This is a genomic window from Clostridium fermenticellae, from assembly GCF_003600355.1.
Taxonomy (GTDB): Bacteria; Bacillota; Clostridia; order Clostridiales; family Clostridiaceae; genus Clostridium_AV; species Clostridium_AV fermenticellae.
In genome coordinates, this window is sequence record NZ_CP032416.1 from 1781089 (window position 1) to 1805291 (window position 24203).

The following is a 24203-nucleotide window of genomic DNA, read 5'->3' on the forward strand; positions in this document are numbered from 1 at the left end:
TATCCTTTATATGCATATACTTATGCACTATTAAAGTCTAATCTTTCTGTTAATCGTTTGCATCTTCTTCAGTAGCATATCTTCTTGCCACTTTTGCCCTATCTCCTGCTATTGCATTTACTACCCAGATATTATTAGGTGGACACCCCATTACATGTGTACCATATTTCTCTAAATGTTTTGTACACTTTCCAAGGAGTATTAAATCTTCCTTTTTTATATCTTTAGGAATTTTTTCTTCACTCACCGGCCCTAATACAATTGTCTTGCCCTCAAGCAAATGTTCTATATGATCATTTTTCATGTCCATAATCGCACTTATAAGCGTATTTTTACAGCCCGTACATGCCGCTGCATCTTCAATCTTTGTAAAAGGAGGGACACCTTCTAATTCAGTTTCAGAGGCACGCTTGAAACGATGCTTTACATCTTCTATAGATTCACCTTTAATATCTATCTTATCAAGGTTAATTTCTCCCAGACCACGCTCATATGCAATTTTAGTTATTTTTATATCTTTTGGATCATAACCCATAATGGCACTTCCTACTGAATCCGCTGCTACGGGGTCTTTTGACGCAATAATCAATCCTAATTTAACCGGATTCCCAAATATAGGTCCAAGTCCCTCTTGACCTACTATCCCATCAACTATAGTTAACTTTGGTTTGAGACATTGATTTATATCTACTACTCCCTGCATAACCCCGAGTTGATGGAATTTCTTCTTTTGGCTATCATGAATTAACCCTTTCAAATTCTTAATTCCAAGAGTGACCTCAGTTTGATCATGAGTTTTCATGACCGGTACACTTATAATAACATCTGCTTTAGCTACTAATTCCCAAGATTCTAATGCTTGTACAATCATACCGTTTTTGCATTCGATTTTCTGACGAGCTGATCTCTTAAGGTCAACTACCTTATATCCCTTTTCTCTGAGCTTATCGTATCCTGCAAATTCTATAACTTTTTCAGTATCTACTCCGGCCGCAGAAGATTCTGCGATAACAGGTTCTGCTCCCAACTCCTTTACTATATCTGCAATGGCTTTACATACCTCATAACGGGTAACTGCACCTGATAATCTATCTTTTCCTGGTGCCACCAAGTTTGGATTAATTAAAACCATATTCTGTGGTTTTATTATATCTTTCAAACCACCAATCATCTCTACGGACTTTCTCACAGCGATATCAATGTCTTTTTCAGTATTACCATTAGTTTTAACAATAGATACTGTACTCATAACACTCACTCCTTTATTATCATTTTATCCTATTTTAAATTCGCTTCTATAACAACATAAAATTTAAATATAATTATTGACATTATTTATTATAATTTCATTTTTAGGAATTGTCAATTCTTTATTATAGAATTTCACAATAGTATTATATAATAAATTGAATTTTTTCAGAATTGTATTGAAAAATAAAATAAAGTATTCCATAATAGTATATGAAAAAGATTATAATTATATCTTTTTTGCCAATAAAATCAAAACCGATTTAAAGGAGGACCAAAGTGGAAATAGAAAATGATACTTCATATGTTAAATCCGTAATTAAAACCTTATTAATCTTAGATCAATTTAGCAGTCCAGATGAAAAAGGTATTATAGAACTTAGTGAAAATACACATCTTCCGGCGAGTACTGTACAACGTATTGTAAATACTTTAGAATTAAAAAACTACTTAATGCAAAATCCTAAAACCCATAAATATCGCCTTGGTATTGCTCTTTATAATATAAGCAAAAACTATTCAAAAAATTTAGAATGGATAGATGGAGCAAAAATCTATATGGAAAAACTAGTTGAAAAACATGGTGAAACAGTTAACTTAGCTATACTTCAAGGGAAAAAAATAATTTATCTTACTAAGGTAGATTCACCAAATATACTCAGGCCAAATTTTGAAATTGGAGTAGAGTATCCTGCTTTATGTACCTCTCTTGGAAGGAGTATATTAGCTTTTCAGCCCCCGGAAATTTTAAACAAGATTATTATACCATCTAATATTGAACATAATACCGACAAAACTATTACTGATACCAAGGATATATGGAAAGAACTATCAAAAATAAAAGAAGACGGCTATGCTATTGAAGATGAGGAATTTCAAACTGGATTATTTTGTATAGGTGTTCCGATTATTGATTATAAAGGCAGGAGCACAGCTGCTATAAGTACCACAATACCTAAATATAGAGTAGACCTCAAAAAAATTCCTGATATAGTAAAGGATATGCTTGATGCCGCAAAAAACATTTCGGATGAGTTAACTAAAGCATATTAAAGCATACTATAGGTTTGCAACAGAAAAGTTAAGCTTTCAGTTACAAACCCTATATTTTCCCTTAAGATACCATCCTGTATTTAATTTCATCAATAAGAGTATTTACATCGTTGGAACAAATCACCTCTAGTTTCTCAAGCTTATCACTAACATCAACAGCAAGTCCGCCGCCGTCCATATTCTCATTGAGTAAACCTCCCATGAAGAATGTAGGTTTCAGCTTATTTTGTTTAAAAAGTTCACATAGATTTTTAGCATAAGATAGTGCAATACCATTAAATGTACTCATAACCACAAACTTACTTTCAGTTTCAATTATAGTATCTATTATCTCCTGTGGGTCTACACTTGAACCTAAATCAAATACTTTCGCTCCCGCTTTAAGAAGAACTGATTTGACTATCTCTTTACCAAATTCATGAACATCAGTTGCACCTAGTACTATTTTTACACCTTCTAATGATTTTTCCAGATTCTTAATATTTTCACTGATTTTTTTCTCTTTATTATTTATTGTCCAGACGATATCTGTTGGTCTTAATGGAATACGCCCTCTCATGGCATAAGGATCTTTTTTTCCTACTCCAAAGTATTCTTCTAATCTGGCAGCTCCAATTTCTTTCAAAGCCATAAATAATTCACAAGGATTTTTAATATCTATACCTATATCCTCAAGTCCATTCATAACACGTTCAAAAAATATCTGTCCACCCATTACAAGTTTGTCTTTTTCACATGATATTTTTTCCCAATCCATAAATAAAGAATAATGTTTTGCTTTTTCTTCAAGCATATTTGAAATTACATGAGCCTGAACTATTTCATCTGGAGAAGGAACACGTACTGCTTCAGTTATGGGAATAGGGGTTACAGCATGTCCAGTAGGCCTATACATTTGTGCAGCCATATCAGCTATCTGAAATGATGAAAGTGCCCCATAATTCTTATCATAATCATTGGAAAAATCTATAGTATTTCCATATAACATTGAACCTAATGAATTTTTATCGTTGATTTCATCCATAGTAAGAAGAAATATCATCCTTAAGGTAGGATCACTAAATAAATTACCGAAACAATGTGACAAGCTTCCTCCAATTAAATCTTCAACTATATATCTTTCAAGCATAGCCCATCCTGTAAGATTTGCAAGATCATGAAATTGTGCTCCAAATCCATCATCAAGATTTGCATGAATAAGTGCCCCTTTATCCTTAAACTCCGCCATAATTCCTATTGCTTTAACCATTCCTATTACCCGGCTGCTTTTATCCATTAACCCTGGATATTCATAAGTATAAAATTGGGAAACATTTCCCATAGTTGTAACACCAGCTTCGAGTGCTAATTTAACATTTTCAACCGAATTTAAAGATCCTATCATATGATCACCAAAATGCGGCTGAATAGGAACAATCTGACCTACCTGTTTCCATTCTTCAGGGGTATCAAATATAAGCCCTGTCCCTTTATTGACCTTGTAACGAAGTTCTTTGGGAACACCCATTACCCAGTCAAGACATACTCCAAACCTGTCTAGTGTCAAACCACGCTTAGTAAGTTCATCATAAATATATTTAAATCCTTTAGCAGTTTCTTCCCATGAATTCCAGCCTATATGGGCATGGCGCATAATTTTACCTTCTTTTATACATTTTAATTTATATTCAGCTTCAGATTTCACTCCATATTTTTTCATAAAAAGAGTTTCTCCAATAGTTATACTATTTGAGATTTTTTTTATTTCCCCCATAAGATCCTTAAGCTGGGGCAATTCTTCAGGTATTAAATCTTTCTTAGTCAACATATTCATAGCCAATTCCTCCCTTTAAAAGAAATTTCTTATATCATACTTTCTTTGTTAATTGTCTAGTTTTACTAAATTGTCTTTTAAGACTTTAAATGCGATGTTTTTATCAATCTGTGATAATAATCCAGCTGCATAAAGAATATATTTTTTATCCAATAAAAATTCTGACTTTTTCGGCAGCAAAATATTAGCCTCAATATTAGAATCACTTAATGCCGATTTTAATATTGATTTTGAATTTAGCCCATTAATAATTGGACCCCCGGTGCCTATTATAAATTCAACATTTTTAAGATCCTTTCCTTTCTGAATCATATTTACTTTATTACTATACCCTGAAAAGAACTGACCTGCATGCCTACGGGTAGCAATCCTCACAGCTTCTTTGGCAAGAAAAAACTCAATATTTTTTTCAACATCAGTATCTGCCAATATAGATGTATCTGCAATTCTTCGCCTAATAGCCTTCTCAATGTACTCTCTCGTTATTCTAAAATCGTCAAATAACTTGCTGCAATCTGCAGCTTCAAGTAGTGAATTCGAAGATTCGCGAATTCCTAAATCTCCTTCTACTGTTCTTTTCGCATAGGGTTCTGGTGCACCTACAACTCTTATATCTGAATGTTTCTTTTGGGGAGAAAAGGAATGTACATCCGTAGTGGCTCCTCCAACATCAACTATCATAATTTCTCCAAGTCCTGGATATTTCTCTGTCCCCTGAGCCAATATCTTCCCTGCAGTAAGCACTGCAGCTGGAGTTGGCATAACCACATTCCCCACATATTCCTTAACTTTGTCAAAGCCTTTCATATTAACTATCTTTTCCATAAAGATTCCTCTAATAGTTTCAATTGCTGATTCAACATCTAAAGTTCCTACATCCGGTATAATATTCTTTGCTATCAAACATTCTTTTTGTTGATTTAAAAAGATAGCCCTTATTTCATTTGAAATCTTGCTATTACCTGCATATACAATTGGGGAATGGATATTAAAAGATTGAGCCAATTTATTAGCATTATCTATCGACCAATTTACATTTCCGCCTTCATATCCACCACATAATAAAATTATTTCTGGATTTATCTTTTCAATTTCACTTATATCATTATCAGTTAGTTTATGTGAAAAAGCTTTTATTACCTTGGCACCTGCTCCAAAAGCAGCATTTTTGCCTGCCATCATGCTTAATGAATTAGTCAAGCCTACAACAACCATCCGAAGTCCTCCTGCTGCACTACTAGATGCCAACCGAACAGCACTATCAAAACTTTCGTTCCCTATATTATTTCTAATTCTATCAAGACATATTTTTAAACCAATTCTGGCATCACTTTTAACCGTAGATGGTGTCTGAGTTGTGAAAATTAATTCTTCTTTCTCAAGAGAAACAACTGCTGCTTTGGTAAAGGTACTTCCAAAATCAACTAATATCGCAAAACTCATTTTTTAATTTCCTCTCAAATTTTTTATTTTTATTTGCTTAAACTCTAAACATAAGAAACTATTACATAATTAACTATTGAATTATTTATGTAATAGCATCTTATTTTAAATCTTTCTAAGACTACTTAACACGTATGAGCTGTCCTAGCAATAACATTTTCCTGAACTTCCTTATCAAGTTCAATAAAATATGCTGAATATCCGGCAACTCTGACCATAAGATTTTTATAATCATTTGGATTCTTCTGGGCATTTCTTAATGTCTTTTCATCGACAACATTTATTTGTATATGCTCTCCATATATATCAAAATATGATGTTATTAGGTTTTCTAAAATATCTAAACCCTTTTCACCTTTAACGATATTGGGATCATATTTTACATTTAATAAAGATCCAGTTAGAGGTTTCATTTGATCAATTTTAGAAAGTGATTTTATAACTGCAGTTGGTCCGTTTACATCTCTGCCTGCAACTGGTGAAGCATTATCACTTAGTGGTTCATATGCATGACGGCCATCTGGAGTTGCACCTACACTCTTTCCCTGCATAACATTGAAGGATTGTGACAAAACAGATAAAACATATTTACCACCTCTATTATCCCTATAATCTACAAGTTCATCAGCATTAATTTTAACAATTCTCCTTGCAATCCCATCAACCAAATCATCATCATTTCCATATTTAGGCGCCTTATTTAACAACAATTGTCTTACCTGTTCATTATTCTTAAAATCGTCTTTAAGAATATTATTCAATTCGTCAAGAGTAAATAATTTCTTCTTAAACACCAATTCATTTACTGCAGCTAAAGAATCTGCAGCATTTGCCAAAGCAGTAATAAAAGTTCCTGAAAAATTATATTTTGCTCCCCCTTCTTGTAATGATCTACCTTTCTTAATGCAATCATCAACCAAACATGATGCAAATGGAGCAGGAACCCTTGTAGCATGAAGTGCACCTACGATATTGTATGCATCCAGCATTAATTTTACAAAATATTTTGTCTGCTTTTCATTAGCTATCATTATATCTTCAAAATCCTTGAAAGAATTCAATTCCCCTGTCTTAAGTCCCAATTGCTTTCCTGTTAAAGGATCTTTACCATTATTTAAAACTAATTCAACTATTTTAACTGTATTTATATATCCTACAACTGGACGTCCATCTGTTTTACCTGTAACATAATTTTCTACACAACCTTCAATACTCCAGTCTCTTGCTTCTTCTATTGTCGCACCTTTCTGCAAAACTAAGGGTATAACCAATTTGTCATTAAAAAATGCAGGAGTTGCTAAACCTTTTTGTGTTATTTTAAGTGCTTTTCTAAAAAATCTATGATCTATATTATCATGATATCTAAATGAAACCGACGGTTGAGTCGTTTGGACATCTTCTGTGGCATCCAGTACTAAGTATGATACATCATTTGTAGCATCCAATCCGTCTGGTGTTTGACCTCCTACCGCTACATTCTGCCACATTGGATAACCTGCAAATGCTTGTGCTTCAAAATGATCTCTAACCTTTATTATTTCCGTGATTTTTATCCATAAGCACTCAATTAGTTCTACGGCCTTATCATGATCTATTATTCCAGCTTTCAAGTCTTTTTGGTAAAACTTATTCATATATTGATCAAATCTTCCTAATCCGATGGAATGTCCATTAGTTTCTATCTGCATTATGAAATGCATAAACCAAACAAATTGAATAGCTTCATAGAAAGTTTTAGGAGAATTCTTAGGTACATTCATGCAATTCTCAGCAATTAATTCAAGTTCAGCTTTTCTTTTGCCGTCTATAGTCTTAGCTGCCAACTTTTTGGCTGTCAAAGAGAATCTTTCTGCAAGTTTTATAGCACTCTCACAAACAATAATTACTGCTTCCCAAAAATCAACTTTTCTCTGAGTTACATCATCAACTGTGTTAACTGCTTCTATTTGGGTCTTTGCTTCTTTTATAATGCCAGACAATCCAATATCAAGAATTTTAGAATAATTTGGAACAACATGACCTGTTGATGTAATTCTTGATCCTACAGATAATACACCTGCCTGTTCAGCTTCAAGTACCTCTTTACTTAATTTCGACGTTGCAAATTCGTTAAAACTCTTTCCATCCCAGAATTTTAGAATACTTAGCAATTCTTTTTTATCGTCTTCTGCTATGGCTAAAGGATCTGTACCTCTTGTTGAAAATTGATCCATCTCATTAATTATCCAGGTAGAACCATATTCAGGAAATACAGGTACTTTCCTAAATTCGGATGATTGATTTCCAACTATCAATTCATCATCAGCTATATAAATACTCATGTTTTCAAGTAAATACTTAGTAGACTTAGCCCTCACAAGCACTGGTGAATCAAGTGTACATTGTCTATAAAACTCTGTAATCAACCTTGCTCTGTCTACATCTATACTTGGTTTTGTATCTCTCAGTCTACTTTTTAATTTTTCTACTCTTTTTGTTAACATAATTAATTCAATCCCCCTTAATATATTTAAATATATTACCTTAATTCTTTTAAAATTGTCAGGAATGTAAAACTAAACATTCAATTCCTTTATTATAAAGAATATTTTTGGCTATATTCATAAGTTTTTTCATATAATTTTCATCAGGAGCTTTTACCTCGCCAAGTTCATAGTTTCTATTTATACTCTTATATTTATGTTCTCCTAGATTATGGTATGGCAAAAGTTCCATCCTCTTTATTGCTTTTAATTGTGTACAAAATTGTGCAGTTAACCTTATATTTTCTTCTGAATCATTGTATCCAGGAATTACAGGAATACGGACTATAATTTTTCTTTCTTTCAGTTTATTGTTGAGTTTTATTAAATTATCTGATATTAGTTTATTTGAAACTCCTGTGAGTTCTTTGTGTTTTATTTCATTCATATGTTTTATATCAAAATGTATAGTATCTAAATAATTTGAGGCTTCCTCTAGTACTGAATAACTTCCATATCCAGAGGTTTCTATGGAAGTATTAATTCCAAAATCTTTACATTCTTTTAAGATTTCTAAAAGAAAATTTGACTGCATTAGAGGTTCTCCACCTGAAAAAGTAACTCCGCCTCCTAATTTCTTATAAAATGGCCTATCTTTTAATATTTCTGTTAACACTTCATCTACTGTCATTTTTTTCCCCATAACTTGTTTTGAATCTGTGCAACACACATCAACGCATAAATTGCAGTTATTACATAATTTTTTATCAATAAGCATTTTACCATTGTCATAACTAATAGCTTTTTGAGGGCATATCTTTTCACACGCACGGCATCCGATACAACGCTTATATAAGGATGCAATTTCAGGTTCAACTTTTTGTGACTCTGGATTTGAACACCATAAGCATCTCAAAGGACATCCTTTTAAAAATACCAGTGTTCGTATTCCCGGACCATCATGTATAGAACATTTTTGAATATTAAATACTACTCCAGTATGCATTATTCACCTCTCCCCATCTTTATTTCCTGTTAAAAGTTAAAACTCTAATTGAATATCTTTACTAATTAAATCGTTTTCCCATTATTCTCAACAATCTTTTTATCATTTTTTCTGTATGGAAATGCATTATTATTTATAAACTCTTTATAAATTATAAATAAAAAGAAAACAATACCTGAATATCCCGAAATAGGGTACAAAATATTTACTAATTTATCAAAAGGCAATACGCTGCCAACAAGCATTCCAATAAGTGTTAATCCTAATGCAACAAAATTGAATTTTTTAGTCTTATCAACAGCAAACTTTCTAGTAATAACTAAAATCATAGAAGACAATGCCGAATAAATACACAGTACTATTATTATTAAAAATATCAATCCTAAGATAGGAGTTATACGCTTAGCAATTGCTAATGTAGGTACCTGTTGACCCTTAACGACATCAAAATAAACAGTCTCAGCTACAATGAGTAAAATAATCGCTAATGTATAAAAAACAGTTCCAATCATACCTGAAAGTCGTGCCTCTTTTACACTTCCTGCAGATTGTCCATTAATAACATAAAACGATACACCAAACATAAGTCCAAGAAATGCATATAACACTCCTGACCATAACCAATTGCCAGACGCCGTTTTAACTCCTGATGCTGTCGTTAAAATAAAAGCACTATTACCTGAATATAAATTCGGATTTCCCGCAAGAGTTATGAAAGCAGCAACACCTATTATTATCATAAATAAAATTTTAATAGGACCAATAACACCTATTATATCAATAAGTTTTTCTACTCCTAATATTGCTGTCGCTAATGAAACAAGAGCCATAATACAAGTAGCTATAGATGTAGGAGCACCATAGTACTGATGAATTGTAGCACCTCCTCCTGCGAGCATTGTTACATATATACCATATAACAATACAACACTATACCATGTATAAATTTTTCCTATATATTTGCCACAATAATATTCAAAAACATCATATGGATCTTCAAATTGCATTTTTTGACCTACCCCATATAAGGCGTAACAAAATATCATCATAAAGGCCATAAAAATAATTGATGATATAATCCCTTTTGTTGCTCCACTTGACGTAAAAAATTGCAAAACCTCTTGTCCTGTTGAAAATCCTGACCCAAGCATATAAGCGCAATATGCTCCAACAAGGATTATAACTTTTTTTATATTAATTGATTCTTCTTCCATAATCATCCTCCTTAATATTTTTAGATCAATTATTATAAGTTCTTAATAGTTATTCCTCATTCATTAAAAAAATTAATTTTCTAATAACTTCTTCCCGAGTACTTTTTTAGTTTGTCATTTCGCTTATATAATCATTTTCATATTAAGTGACATAATTCTATAATTAAGAATTAATATTTCTACCGGGTAATGTTTTCCCCACTATTCTCAATAATCTTCTTATCATTTTTACTATATGGGAATGCATTCTTATTTATAAATTCTTTATAAATCATAAGCCCTACTAACAAAATCCCTATATATCCCGAAACAGGGTATAAAATATTTACTAATTGATCAAAAGGTAATAATGTACCAGCAAACATACCAGCAAGGGTTAATATTGTTGCTACAATATTGAACCTTTTAGTTTTATCAACAGCAAATTTTCTAGTAACAACCATAATCATAGAAGATACCGCAGAATAAATACACAGTATCAATATTAGAGAAAAAATCATTCCTAAAATAGGAGAAATATATTTAGCAATTGCTAATGTAGGCACTTGTTGCCCTTTAATAACATCTAAATAGACAATTTCAGTTATAACCAGCAAAACAACTTCAATGGAAATTGCGCTGACACCAATTATACTTGAAAGCCTTGCTTCCTTTAAACTCTTGCAAGATGATCCACTAATAACAAAGAATGTGATACCAAACATAAGACCCAAAGATGCCCACAATATTGCCGACCAGAGCCAATTATTAGAAGCTATTTTAAATCCTGCTGTTGCTATAAGAACACTATTAACTGATAACAAATTTGGTTTTCCGACAAGAGTAACTAAAGCAGAAATACCCATTATAGTTAAAAATACTATCTTAATAGGCCCTATAACACCTATTATATCAAGAAGTTTTTCAACTCCTAGAATTGCTGTGCCCAACGCTAAAAGCGCCACGATATAGGTACCTATGTTCGTTGGAGCTCCAAAATACTGATGAATTGTAGCGCCTGAACCTGCCAGCATTGTAACATATATACCATACATCAATATAACACTGAACCACATATAAATTTTTCCTATATATTTACCACAATAATACTCAAAAATGTCATATGGATCTTCAAATTGCATTTTTTGACCTACTCCGTATAAGGTATAAACAAAAAAGCCCAATAAAATTGCATAAATTATAGCCCCGATAATACCTTTTATCGCACCACTTGTTGCCAAGAATTGCAAAACTTCTTGTCCTGTTGCAAATCCTGATCCAATCCAATATGCACATAATGCTCCAGCAATAATTATAATCTTTTTTACATTAATCGATTCTTTCCCCATAATTATCCTCCATCCAATATTTTCAAGTTAGTAACTATAAAGTTTTTATAGCTATTTCTTATTAATAAAGAACTAAATTTCTGTTACATACTTTTTAATGAATCTACTAAAATCAATCATCATTCCCCCTTTTATCGGATTAATATTAACAGTTTTATTAAAATTTTAATTCTTTATAATACATGCTTTAAAATAATATTTGTAATTTTATTTGCATATAATCGTTTTCATTTTGTTATTATAGTGAGAAATATAATTCTACAATTAGGAATTAATGGTTCTAATAGTTAAACATATAACTATTTTGGGATTGCTTTTTATTTATATATACCATATATTAGTGATTTTTATTATTATATACAGTATAATTTTATATTATAGAATTGTCAATTCCATTTTATTAAAAATGCATTTATTTTTAAAAGGTAAATTCATACCTTTTATTTCTTATATATTTCGAATCGTTGTCATGGATATGCATTATTTGAAAGCTATCTTATTCTTCTTGTTATTAAAATAAATTCTATAATTCCATAATATAAAATTTTAGATTCTTTTTATTCATAGTTAAAATTATAACTATTCTTAAGAAAATATTTACCCGGCATTTATACTTTATTTCTCCTCCAATAATACTTTCTTAGTACATTCAATAAATCGCTTCATTGCTGGAGAAATATCCTGCAAGGAACGGATTGCTATACCAAGTTCACGATATACTGGTGGTAACAGTGGCCTTACTACAACACTTTTACCACAATTACAAAGAATTTTATCTAGAATCAGTTTCGGTAACATACTAATTCCTAAATTTTGTTCTACCATAAACACAATTGTGTAATCAGAATTAGATGTAAACTTGTATTTCATTGAAATCCCCATTCTCCTAAAATATCTGCTGATATCCTTATCCAATCCATCCAGAGACATGCACATAAGAAAAGAAGTTCCTGTGATAAACTTTGCCGGTATACAGTCATATTTTGCTAAAGGATGATTTTTAGGAAGTACTACAAGGTATGGATCATTCTTCAGCTTTATCCATTTAAAAGTATGATATGGTTGTTTACTTACAAAACACAAATCAATGGAACCTTCCGCTAACCATTTTTCTAAACGCTCTAGGCTATTTTCCTCTAAAAGTTCAATCTGTATTTTAGGATATTTTTCCTGAAAGGTCCGAAATATTTTTGGTAACCATACACCGGCAACAGTGGGAAAACTACCAATACATACCTTACCAGTTTCTACTCCACGAATTAAATCAAATTCCTGATTGAGTTTGGCATTCAATTTCACTAATTCCCGGATAGTAGGAAGTACCCTCTGGCCCTCTGCTGTCAACTGTATCCCCTTATTACTTCTTCGTAAAATAGGAAAACCTACCTCTCTCTCTAGACTATTCATCATATGAGTGATTCCAGATTGAGTATATCCTAGAAACTCACAGGCTTTAGAAAAGCTGCCTTTATCAAGAGTATTTAGCAAAACCTCATACTTTTTGATATCCATTTATCCTCTCTCCTTTAACACTATTCCTATTCCTTATCGTCATTTTTCTATTATACCAGAGCATCATTTCTTTCTATATACTCTCACAAATTGATGAATCATATGAAAATGAAGTATTACCTTCTGTCACCTAAGACTTCTGGTAATACTTTATTTATCAATCAGCCATGCCAAGAACTTCTATCATTATGCCCTCTTTAAGAAATCTTTCTTTTGTCTTTACCAATACCTCATCAGGTGGTGTCTCAAATTCTTGTTGAATAATTCCTACTTCTCTCCCTTTAGATATTCCCATATTATGATAAGGTAAAATATTTATCCTCTTTAATCCCTGTGCAATCATAAAATCACAAAGTTGTTCCACATTCTGTTCACTATCATTTATATTATGAATAAAAGGAACTCTAATTATTATTTTTTCTCTAATTTTTAGATCTTTTACAAGCATTAAAAGATTCCTCATAATAATTTCCGTTGAAACACCGATATACCTTTTATGCATTTCTGAATTCATATGCTTAATATCAAAAAGGATGTAATCACATATTTCTGCTAACACATGCAAATCTTCATATTTACCATAGCCACTCGTTTCAATTGCCACAGATATATTTCTCTTTTTAGCCTCAGTTGCCAAATTTATCGCATACTCACTATTTGCTAAAACTTCACCACCACTTAAGGTAATTCCACCATTAGAATTTTCAAAAAATTGTTTATCCTTTTCGATTTCATCAATTAACTCCTCCAAATTGTACTCATGCGATTTCGTATAAAGTGCTTCAGAGCAACATGTTTCAATACATTTTCTACACTGAATGCATTTTTCTCTATCTATAACAATCCCATTGTCCTGTGAATGCAGAGCATTAACAGGACAAGCTTCTATACAATGACCACATAAAATACACTTTTTCTTTTGGTAATGAATTGAAAAAAATGGGCTGCACAATTCCGGATTATGGCACCATGCACAATTTAATGGGCATCCTTTAAAAAATATAGTTGTACGAATCCCGGGCCCATCCTCTGTACAAAAACGCTGCACTCCTCCTATATAACATGCTTTATTCATTTTAATTAACTTGGTACATGCGCAGTTCTTGAAATTATATTGTCTTGTACATGTTTATCCAATTCTGTAAAGTAAGCAAGATATCCTGCTACCCTAACTAGCAAATTACGATACTTTTCTGGTTCTTTTTGTGCAGCTTTAAGAGTTTCATTATCTATAACATTAATCTGAATATGCTCTCCCATGTTGTCGAAATACGTTTTAATAACACTTTCCAGCACCTGGCGTCCTTTTTCACCTTGAATACTTCTAGGCTCAAATCTAATATTATATAAACATCCATCTTGTGCATTCTTTTGATCCAATTTCGCAACTGATTTTACTGCTGCTGTAGGTCCATTTATATCTCTCCCCATTACAGGAGAACAGTTGTCATTGACAGCGTCATGTGCAAATCTTCCATCAGCAGAAGCAAGAACACTTTTTCCCTGAGAAACATTAAGAGATTGAGATTCTATTACAACTACATATTTTCCTCCTCTGGAATCATGATACCTCGATATACTTTTTCTATAATGTTTAACTATATCGGCAGCAATGGAATCAACATAATCATTATCATTTCCATATTTAGGAGCTTTATTTAAAAGAGTGAGTCTTATATCTTCTTTTCCCTTAAAATTAATATTCAGTGCATCCATTAACTGATCCATGCTTAAAGTTTTCTTTTTAAATACTAATGTGTCAATTGCAGCTATTGCATCTGTTGTATTTCCAATACCACAAATAAATGCTCCCGATTCAGAATATCTGGCTCCTCCAGATTGTACTGATTTTCCCTTTTCTATGCAATCATTAATAGTCATTGATGCAAAAGGTGCTGGTTCACGAAGTGCATGCATAGCACCAACAACATTAAATCCAGTTAACATTAAATCTACAAAATAATCAATTTGTGTATAAAACGCCTTTTTTAATTTTTCTAGACTATCTATACTTTCAAGTTCACCCGTCTTAGGTCCAAGTTGTTCTCCATTTACTGGATTAATACCATTATGCAAAGCTAGCTCTAAACATTTTAGAAGGTTTACATAGCCTACTGTTGGACGTCCATCTGAATATCCAGCTACACATGGCTGAACACATCCTTGAATTCCCCAATTTCTAGCTTCTTCTATGGAAACCCCAAACTTATCCATAATAATAGGAATTACTAAATTATCATTAAAAAACGCTGGAGTAGCCATGCCTTCTTGAATCATTTTCAGAGCTTCTTCTACAAGTTTTTCTGGAGTTCCATTAAAATAACGCAAAGATGCTGTTGGCTGAGATGTTTGCACTCCTTTGTTGGCTTTTAATACTAAATATGAAGTTTCATTGCTTGCATCCTTACCGTCTGATGTTTGACCACCAATAATGAGATTTTGCCACATAGGATATCCTGCAAATGATTCACTATAAAATTTATCACGAAGTTTGATAATATCTGTAACTTTAATAAAAAAGCACTGTAAGATTTCTATAGCTTTCTCTTCTGTAATAGATCCCTTTGATAAATCGTTTACATAAAAATCATTAATATATTGATCAAATCTATGAAATGAAATTCCGTGACCGTTCGTTTCAATGTTGATAATAACATGGATAAACCATACAAATTGCACTGCTTCCATGAATGTCTTTGCAGGCTTCAATGGTATATTTTTACAATTACTGCTAATTTCCAATAATTCATCTTTTCTCACCGGGTCTTTTTCTTTTTCAGCTAATTTTGCTGCCAATTCACTATAACGCCTTGCAAGTTCACCTACCCCATCAATAGCAATAATTACAGCATTCCAAAAATCTACTTGTTCTGCCTTTTCCCTGCAATCGATAACGGTTTCAGCAATTTTTTGCTGGCATTTTTCTTTATAATAATTCAAGCCATTTCTCAAGAGATTATAATAATCTGGAAGTAAGTGCCCTGTTCCGCAATCTCTGTTTCCGATAGTCATAACACCACTTTTTTCAGCATTTTTTGATTTTTCAGATAAATTTCTCTCTACTATTTTTTCAAAGCTATTGCCCTTCCATTTAGATAAAATTTGCACCAACTCCTTTTTTTCTTCATCTGTAATCAATAAAGGATCAGTCGGTCTTGTAGCAAATTCATCAATTTCTTCTACAATCCACTCCGAATTATATTCTGGAAAAACTGGAGCACAACGTGGTTTATCTGCAAGATTTCCTACAATCAATTCACCATCTTGTATAAAGATAGTCATATTTTTTAAAATATGTGCCAACATATACGCTTTTTGTAATACTGGTGGTTCTACTGCATGTTTTTCAATTGCCTCTGTAGCAAGTCTTGCTCTTTCTACACCAATACTTGGTTTTACTTTGTTTTGTTTCTCTTTTAACATTTTAATTCTTTCTGTCAACATATAAGCATTCCCCCTTAAAAATTATAAAATTTACTACCAAGAATTTTGTCATTTTTTTGAATATATTTTTCTATTTTATGGTAGCATACTTCTTTTTAGTAGTAAAGTTCACTTATTTAATATCGGGTATTACTAAAAGTCATATACTTCCATTCAAAATATCTTGAAGTTTATGGTATTACTAAACAATGATATAATAACCTTATATTCAATATAGGATTTGTAATTCCAGGCTTAAGTTATACATAAGCTGACATTTCCAAAATGTAGGCACATTAAAAAATTTAATGCACAGGTCGAAATTTTTTAGGTGACGAATTTTGGAAATATCAACTAAAGTATAACTTAAGCCTGGAATTACAAACACTATACTATTTTATAAAAATAAAGCATAATATTAATTATACATAATAGGAGGTAACTTAAATTGGAATCAAATATTATTTTAATTGTCCTGTTACTCGTAGCAGTAATTGGAAAAGCTAATTCAGTAGCCCTAGGTATATGTGCCCTATTATTCTTTAAACTTTTAAATATTGATAAATATGTATTTCCATCACTTCAGGCAAATGGTATATCAATAGGAGTTGTTATTCTCATTGCATCAATCTTAGTACCAATAGCAAATGGGACCGTACGTTTTTCAAATATTAAAGGTGTTTTTTCATCATTTTTAGGTATATTTGCACTTTTAATTTCTTTATTCACTACATATTTAAGTGGTCTTGGAATGCAGTATCTCACAATTCAAGGACACAGTGAAGTAATGCCTGCTTTGATAATAGGTGCTGTAATTGCTGCTGCATTCTTAGGTGGAGTTCCAGTAGGGCCTATGATTACATCCGGAATAATAGCACTCGGACTCAAGGCTTTTCACAAAATAGGTATGTAAAAAAACAGGTGTACTAATTGCACCTGTTAAAATCCTTATAGAGTTTAAAATTCTAAGCTTAACTTATGCGTAGATCGGGATTTCTAAAATTTTTTACGTGGCGTATTTTGGAAATCCCGGTCGGAGCATAAGTTAAGCTTTCATTTATAAACCCTATAAGCAATTAAATAGCATCAAAGAAACTCATCTGGTCGCTCTCTGGAAGACCTTTTAAGCATCCAAATTTATCAAGAAGTTCTACAGCAGAGTTTCCTATTTTCCCACGTTTCCTTAAATCATCTATTGACGTAAAAGGCTGCTTTTTAGCAGCATTATATATGCTCTCTGACGCAATATTCCCCATGCCGGATATACTATTTATAGGTGGTCTTAAGCCATCATCTTCTACTAAGAATTTAGTGGCATGAGATTTATAAAAATCAATCGAAAGAAACTTGAATCCCCTTTCATACATTTCCAAAACTATCTCTAAGTCATCATACATATCTTTATCTTTAGGAGTAGCTTCATTTCCCATCATCTCAATTTCCTTCATTTTACGTTCAACTTTTTCTTTTCCAAATATCATAAATTCACTATCAAAAGCTTTCGCCCTGATTGAAAAATATGCAGCATAGTAAGCTTTTGGTATATGAACTTTGAACCATGCAATTCTAAAGGCCATCATAACATATGCTGCTGCATGCGCTTTAGGGAACATATATTTTATCTTCTTGCATGAATTTATGTACCATTCAGGAACTTTATGTTCTCTCATTAAAGCCTCGTATTCAGCCCATTTTTTAGGGTCTTTAAGTGCCTTTCCTTTACGTACTGTTTCCATTATTTTAAAAGCAGTATTTGGAGGAAGTCCCCTTTTTATAAGATATATCATTATATCATCTCTGGTACACACAGCTTCACTCAATGTAACTATGCCCTGGTCAATTAAGTCCTTTGCATTTCCGAGCCATACATCAGTACCATGAGAAAGCCCTGATATACAAAGAAGTTCTGAAAATGTCTTAGGCATTGTATCGACAAGCATTCCACGTACAAACTTAGTTCCAAACTCAGGGATTCCAAGTGTTCCAACTTTAGAATTTATCTGCTCTGGAGTTACTTTAAGAGCTTCCGTTGACGAAAATAACGACATTGTTTCCTTATCATCAAGTGGTATTTTATGCGGATTTACTCCCGTTATATCCTGAAGCATTCTTATAACGGTAGGATCATCGTGTCCAAGTATATCAAGTTTCAAGAGGTTTTGGTCAATAGAATGATAATCAAAATGAGTTGTTATAATATTTGAATCTGGATCATCTGCTGGATGCTGTACTGGACAAAACTCAAATATTTCACGTCCTTTTGGAACAACTATTATTCCACCTGGATGTTGTCCAGTAGTTCTTTTTATACCTGTACATCCTTTTGATATTCTAGTTATTTCAGCCTTATTTATTGAAATATTTCTTTCCTCGTAATACTTCTTAACGTATCCAAATGCAGTTTTTTCTGCTACGGTACCTATTGTTCCAGCTTTAAATGTTGTACCTTTTCCAAATATTACTTCTGTATATTTGTGTGCCTTAGCCTGATATTCTCCGGAGAAATTCAGATCTATATCTGGCTCTTTATCACCATTAAAACCAAGGAATGTTTCAAACGGTATATCCATTCCATCCTTATCCATTTTTTCTCCACATACAGGACAATTTTTATCCGGCAAATCAAATCCATTCTTAACACCATAATCATTAAAATCAGAATATTTGCATTTTGGACACCTATAATGCGGCGGCAGTGCATTAACTTCTGTTATACCTGTCATATTAGCTACAAAAGAAGACCCGACAGAGCCCCTTGAACCAACTAAATATCCATCTTCATTTGACTTCCAAACTAACTTTTGGGCTATGATATACATTACAGAAAACCCATTTTTTATTATCGATTCAAGTTCCCTATCCAATCTCTGCTGAACAATCTCCGGCAGTGAATCTCCATATAACTCATGCGCTCTGTTGTAAGCTATATCCTTGATCGTCCGTTCACAGCCATCTATATGCGGGGGACATTTTTCCGGCGATATAGGACTTATCCTATCACACATATCTGATATCTTATTTGTATTTGCAACTACTACTTCATACGCTTTTTCTTCTCCTAAATATGAAAATTCTTTAAGCATCTCATCTGTAGTTCTTAAATATAATGGTGCTTGATTATCTGCGTCTTTAAAGCCCTGACCTGCTTCTAGTATCCTTCTATATATTTCATCCTCAGGATCCATGAAATGTACATCACAAGTTGCAACTACAAGTTTACCAAGCTTTTCTCCAAGCTTTACAATCCTCCTATTTATATCCTTTAAATACTCTCTATCCTGAACCTGACCGTTTCTAATCAGATAATCATTATTTCCAGGTGGCTGTATCTCAAGATAATCATATTCTCCGGCTATTTTTTCTACCTCTTCATCTGATTTTCCTAAAAGTATTGCTTGATAGAGTTCACCTTCACTACATGCACTTCCTATGATTAAACCCTCCGAATACTTTTTATAAAGACTTTTTAATATACGCGGCTTTTTATAAAAGTAATGCAAATGAGAGTATGATACAAGTTTATAGAGATTTTTTAAACCCGTATAGTTTTTTGCAAGTATTATTGCATGGTAAGTTTTAAGCTTTTTATATTCTTCTTTTCTTGAAATCTCATCTCTCGCATATGTATCTATATCTGCAAGAGTAACTGCACCTCTATCTTTAAGTTTATCAATCATAATATTAAATATCTTAACCGTTGTATTAACATCATCTAAAGCTCTATGTGCAACTTCAACCTTTACACCTAATTTTTTCGCGATTCTTCCTAATTTATATGTCTTAAATTCAGGAAATAATTCCTGGGCTAGAGATAATGTATCTACATATGTAAAATCAAAATCATATCCAAGAAATTTGGCATTGTGTTTTAAAAAACCGATATCAAATTCAGCGTTGTGTGCAACTAAAACACTTTCAGATATAAACTCAAGCATTTTAGGAAACACTTTATCTATAGTTTCTGCATCTTTTACCATATCATCAGTTATATTAGTAATTTCTACAACTCTTAGCGGGATTGATTTTTCAGGATTTACAAAGCAGCTGAATTTATCTATTACAGTTCCTTTCTTTATTTTCATGATTCCTATTTCAGTAATCTTTTCAGTTACCGGAGAAAACCCCGTAGTTTCAAGATCGAGCACACAATACGTTGTGTCAATGCTTTGATCTTTTATATTTATAACAGAAGGTTTTTTATCTGGAGCTAGATATGCTTCTACCCCATATATAATTTTCATATCAGGATTATCTCTTCCCAAAAGCTTATGTGCCTCAGGAAAGGCCTGAACTACACCATGATCTGTTATTGCAATAGATGTCATGCCCCAGTCCATTGCTCTCTTAATAAGGTCTGTTGCACTTGTCATAGCATCCATCTGGCTCATTTTTGTATGCATATGAAGTTCTACTCTTTTAATTTCAGCATCATCTTTTCTTATTTCCTCATCCATCCCCTGAGTTTCAATTATTGTACTCACAATAACCTCTACTTCCTGAGAAAATTTACTGTAACCTGCATTTCCTAAGATTCTTACACCTTTAGCTTTTTTAAGCCTTGATACTACTGAAGAATCTTCTCCGCCTTTTACAAAAGCCTTACACGTAATAGAACTAAAACCATCATATAAATCAAATGATATTAATACCTTCCCACTTCTAAGTTCTTTTGATTCTATATTAGATATTTCTCCTTCTATACCAACTCTTCCTTCATAAGGCGTAATATCTGAAATTTTAATAAGTTCATCTATGTTCACATTTCTTCCTAATATCAAAAATGGATTATCTTTCTTACTATACTCTACTCTAACTTTCTTATTTGTATTTTTGGTGTTACTTAACATCTTAGGGTTGATGTTATTTTTTTTATCTGCTGGTCTTGACTCAAGCTCTTTTTTTATAATAAGCATTTCTTCCTTATTTTTATCATTTCGAGCCTTTATTAATTCCTCAGCACTCACTTTATCGATAAAATGTATGGTATAATTTTTCCCATATATCCTCTTTATAGTACTATTTATTTCTTTATCATAATCCATTTTCCTCAAAACATCTGATACGGGAATATTAAAATTAAAATTTATTATATCCTCACTAATCTCAAAATTGCAATTACTTGTCATTGCCTTTAGCATTGGATGTTTACAGGCCATATATTCTATAATACCTTTAAGCTCTTCGTCTATTGACTTCTTATTTATTCCATCATCATACTCTATAGTAATCTTAGAATCATCTAAAGCAAATCTATTTTTTATAAAATCATTAAAAAGTTCAATTTCTTTTATGTCAATATATTTACCAGAATTCAGCTTGATCTCTAAAGTCCGGATATTCTTTTTCAAAACAACAGAGGAGATAAAAGCCGAATTTATATTTCCATCTGATTTGTAATCACTAAAAACTTCACTTATTCTTTTCATATTAACATAGCCCTCTTTATATTTGCCTTATTTCAAATTTAATTTAGCCAGTGCATCTGCAAGTGCAGAATTTATAGGAACTTCATTTTCTTTCTTCATCTTATTCATATATTTATTAACATCTCTCTTATTTAACTTGCTATCGCCCTCTTTAAATCTCTTTTTAAATACTGATGCCTTTTCTCTAAAACTGCAGGTAGTACAAACATATATTTGCCCGTCTCCATCACCTCTAAGTTCAAGTTTCTTATGGCAATTAGGACATCTTACATTTGTAAATCTGGCTAAGTTTTCTCTATGTCCACAAGTTCTATCCTGACACACAAGCATCCTTCCATGTTTTCCATTAACCTCAAGCATGTACTTGCCGCATTCAGGGCACTTTGTTCCCGACAAATTATCATGTTTAAATTTATCATGACTCTTTTTTACATCCGCAACTAATTTTGATGAATAATCTCTCATTCCGTCTATAAATTTTCTATCATTTAACTTTCCTTTACTTATTAAATCAAGTTCTGTTTCCCATTTAGCAGTAAGAAGGGGTGATTTTAAGTCATCTGGTACCAATTCCACAAGCTGTTTTCCTTTAGAAGTCGGAATTATTTCTTTTCCATTCTTTTCTACATAGAAGGTATTAAATAACTTTTCAATTATATCTGCTCTTGTAGCAACTGTTCCAAGTCCGCCGGTTTCACCTAAAGTCTTTGCATATTCTTTATTCATGTTTATATATCTCTGAGGATTTTCCATTGCAGAGAGAAGCGTTCCTTCATTGAATCTTGCAGGCGGCTTTGTCTGTCCTTTATGGATTTTAGCGTTAACAAGCCTTATAGTATCTCCTTTGCTCACTTCCGGTAAAACCTGATCCTTTAATTCTTCATAATCAACATTCTCATTATCCTCAAAATCATCCTCTTTACCGTATACTGCCTTCCAACCATGTGACTTAATTATCTTACCTCTTGCTGTAAAAACTTCTCCATTAACCTCAATCTTTATAGTAGTTTGAACATATTCAAATGGAGGAAGCATAACACTTAAAAATCTCTTGACTACCAGATCATACACTTTCTTTTCCTCATAACTTAACTTTGAGAGATTAATCATCTCCTCAGTTGGAATTATTGCATGATGATCCGAAACCTTGCTGTCATCGACAAATCTTTTACTTGCATTTATTTTATTCCCCATTATTTTCATGGTAAACTTGCTGTAGTTTCCAACTGATACAGCTCTTAATCTATCCCTAATAGTAGGAACTATGTCAGAAGAAATATATCTTGAATCTGTTCTAGGATATGTGAGTACTTTATAATTTTCATACAATCTCTGCATTATAGAAAGAGTTTCTTTTGCAGAAAAGCCAAAAATTCTATTACAATCCCTTTGAAGTTCGGTTAAATCATACAAAGCTTGAGAATACTTCTTTTTATTGCTTTGTGTGACTTCAACTACTCTTCCCGTTTGAGAATTTACTTTTGATACAATTTTTTCAGCAATTTTTTCATCAAAGATGCTCAAATTCCCATTAGAATTTTGCCACTGAAGTGTATATCCATTATTAGTATTTCCAGTTATACTATAATAATTTTTAGGTTTAAAATTTTTAATTTCCTCCTCTCTATGAACAATCATAGCAAGTGTTGGTGTCTGAACTCTTCCTGCTGATAACTGTGCATTATGTTTGCAGGTAAGCGCTCTTGTAACATTAAGTCCTACAAACCAATCTGCCTCAGCTCTTGACTCAGCCGCTCTATATAAATTATCATATTTCGATGCCGGTTTTAAATTGCTAAATCCCTCTTTTATTGCTTTATCCGTTTGAGATGATATCCAAAGCCTTTTTACATTTTTATTAACCTTTACTTTCTCAAGTATCCATCTTGCAACGAGCTCACCTTCTCTTCCGGCGTCTGTTGCTATAATTACCCCATTTACATCTTTTCTATTTAATTGAGTTTTAACTGTATTAAATTGCTTGCCAGTCTGTTTTATAACTACAAGTTTTAAATGTTTTGGAAGCATCGGCAAATCTTCCATTCTCCAGGTTTTGTATTTATCATCATAGGTTTCTGGATCTGCCAGTGTAACAAGATGCCCGAGTGCCCATGTTACTATATATTTTTCTCCTTCCAAAAAGCCATTTCCCTTTTTACTACACTTTAATACTCTTGCTATTTCTCTTCCAACTGACGGTTTCTCTGCCAAAACTAATGTTTTTCCCATATTAAAATTTCCTTTCACAACCTTCTATAATAAAAATAAGGATAGT

14 protein-coding genes are annotated in these 24203 nt (G+C 32.3%); 2 read left to right on the forward strand and 12 right to left on the reverse strand.

All coding sequences use genetic code 11. From position 1 onward, the window contains the following. Positions 1–49 precede the first annotated feature (49 nt). Complete coding sequence (locus D4Z93_RS08310; RefSeq protein ID WP_119972406.1) at positions 50–1249, reverse strand: DUF362 domain-containing protein; 1200 nt, start codon at positions 1247–1249, stop codon at positions 50–52. A gap of 278 nt (positions 1250–1527) precedes the next feature. On the opposite strand from D4Z93_RS08310, the gene D4Z93_RS08315 reads away from it, so the two are divergent. Continuing rightward, positions 1528–2301: an IclR family transcriptional regulator gene (locus tag D4Z93_RS08315; protein ID WP_119972409.1), complete on the forward strand. Its 774-nt coding sequence runs from the start codon at positions 1528–1530 to the stop codon at positions 2299–2301. Between the two features lie 61 nt (positions 2302–2362). Here D4Z93_RS08315 and D4Z93_RS08320 read toward each other — a convergent pair whose 3' ends face one another. The 9 genes from D4Z93_RS08320 to D4Z93_RS08360 form a co-directional block, all read right to left on the reverse strand. Further along, complete coding sequence (locus D4Z93_RS08320) at positions 2363–4114, reverse strand: cobalamin-dependent protein (RefSeq protein ID WP_119972412.1); 1752 nt, start codon at positions 4112–4114, stop codon at positions 2363–2365. A gap of 48 nt (positions 4115–4162) precedes the next feature. Then, positions 4163–5557, reverse strand: coding sequence for a methylaspartate mutase accessory protein GlmL (gene glmL, locus D4Z93_RS08325; protein WP_119972415.1), 1395 nt, complete (start codon positions 5555–5557; stop codon positions 4163–4165). 125 nt (positions 5558–5682) lie between these two features. Then, entirely contained in the window at positions 5683–8040 is a 2358-nt protein-coding gene (locus D4Z93_RS08330) for a glycyl radical protein (RefSeq protein ID WP_119972418.1), read from the reverse strand. A 58-nt stretch (positions 8041–8098) separates the two neighbouring features. After that, positions 8099–9025: a glycyl-radical enzyme activating protein gene (locus D4Z93_RS08335; protein ID WP_119972421.1), complete on the reverse strand. Its 927-nt coding sequence runs from the start codon at positions 9023–9025 to the stop codon at positions 8099–8101. Positions 9026–9090: 65 nt separating this feature from the next. Beyond that, positions 9091–10239, reverse strand: a complete 1149-nt coding sequence (locus D4Z93_RS08340) for a YkvI family membrane protein (RefSeq protein WP_119972423.1) — start codon at positions 10237–10239, stop codon at positions 9091–9093. Positions 10240–10418: 179 nt separating this feature from the next. Further along, entirely contained in the window at positions 10419–11567 is a 1149-nt protein-coding gene (locus D4Z93_RS08345; protein ID WP_119972425.1) for a YkvI family membrane protein, read from the reverse strand. A gap of 615 nt (positions 11568–12182) precedes the next feature. After that, positions 12183–13079, reverse strand: a complete 897-nt coding sequence (locus D4Z93_RS08350) for a LysR family transcriptional regulator (protein ID WP_119972428.1) — start codon at positions 13077–13079, stop codon at positions 12183–12185. Positions 13080–13236: 157 nt separating this feature from the next. Continuing rightward, complete coding sequence (locus tag D4Z93_RS08355) at positions 13237–14127, reverse strand: glycyl-radical enzyme activating protein (RefSeq protein WP_207666740.1); 891 nt, start codon at positions 14125–14127, stop codon at positions 13237–13239. 32 nt (positions 14128–14159) lie between these two features. Further along, entirely contained in the window at positions 14160–16523 is a 2364-nt protein-coding gene (locus tag D4Z93_RS08360) for a glycyl radical protein (RefSeq protein ID WP_119972432.1), read from the reverse strand. 427 nt (positions 16524–16950) lie between these two features. On the opposite strand from D4Z93_RS08360, the gene D4Z93_RS08365 reads away from it, so the two are divergent. Then, the gene (locus D4Z93_RS08365; protein ID WP_119972435.1) at positions 16951–17415 is read left to right on the forward strand and encodes a DUF441 domain-containing protein; all 465 of its coding nucleotides are present in this window, start codon (positions 16951–16953) and stop codon (positions 17413–17415) included. A gap of 163 nt (positions 17416–17578) precedes the next feature. Here the strand turns inward: D4Z93_RS08365 and polC are convergent, their stop codons facing one another. Both polC and D4Z93_RS08375 read right to left on the reverse strand, forming a co-directional pair. Then, positions 17579–21928, reverse strand: coding sequence for a DNA polymerase III subunit alpha (gene polC / locus D4Z93_RS08370; protein WP_119972438.1), 4350 nt, complete (start codon positions 21926–21928; stop codon positions 17579–17581). Positions 21929–21955: 27 nt separating this feature from the next. Continuing rightward, positions 21956–24157, reverse strand: a complete 2202-nt coding sequence (locus tag D4Z93_RS08375) for a DNA topoisomerase III (protein WP_119974276.1) — start codon at positions 24155–24157, stop codon at positions 21956–21958. Between the last annotated feature and the right edge of the window lie 46 nt (positions 24158–24203).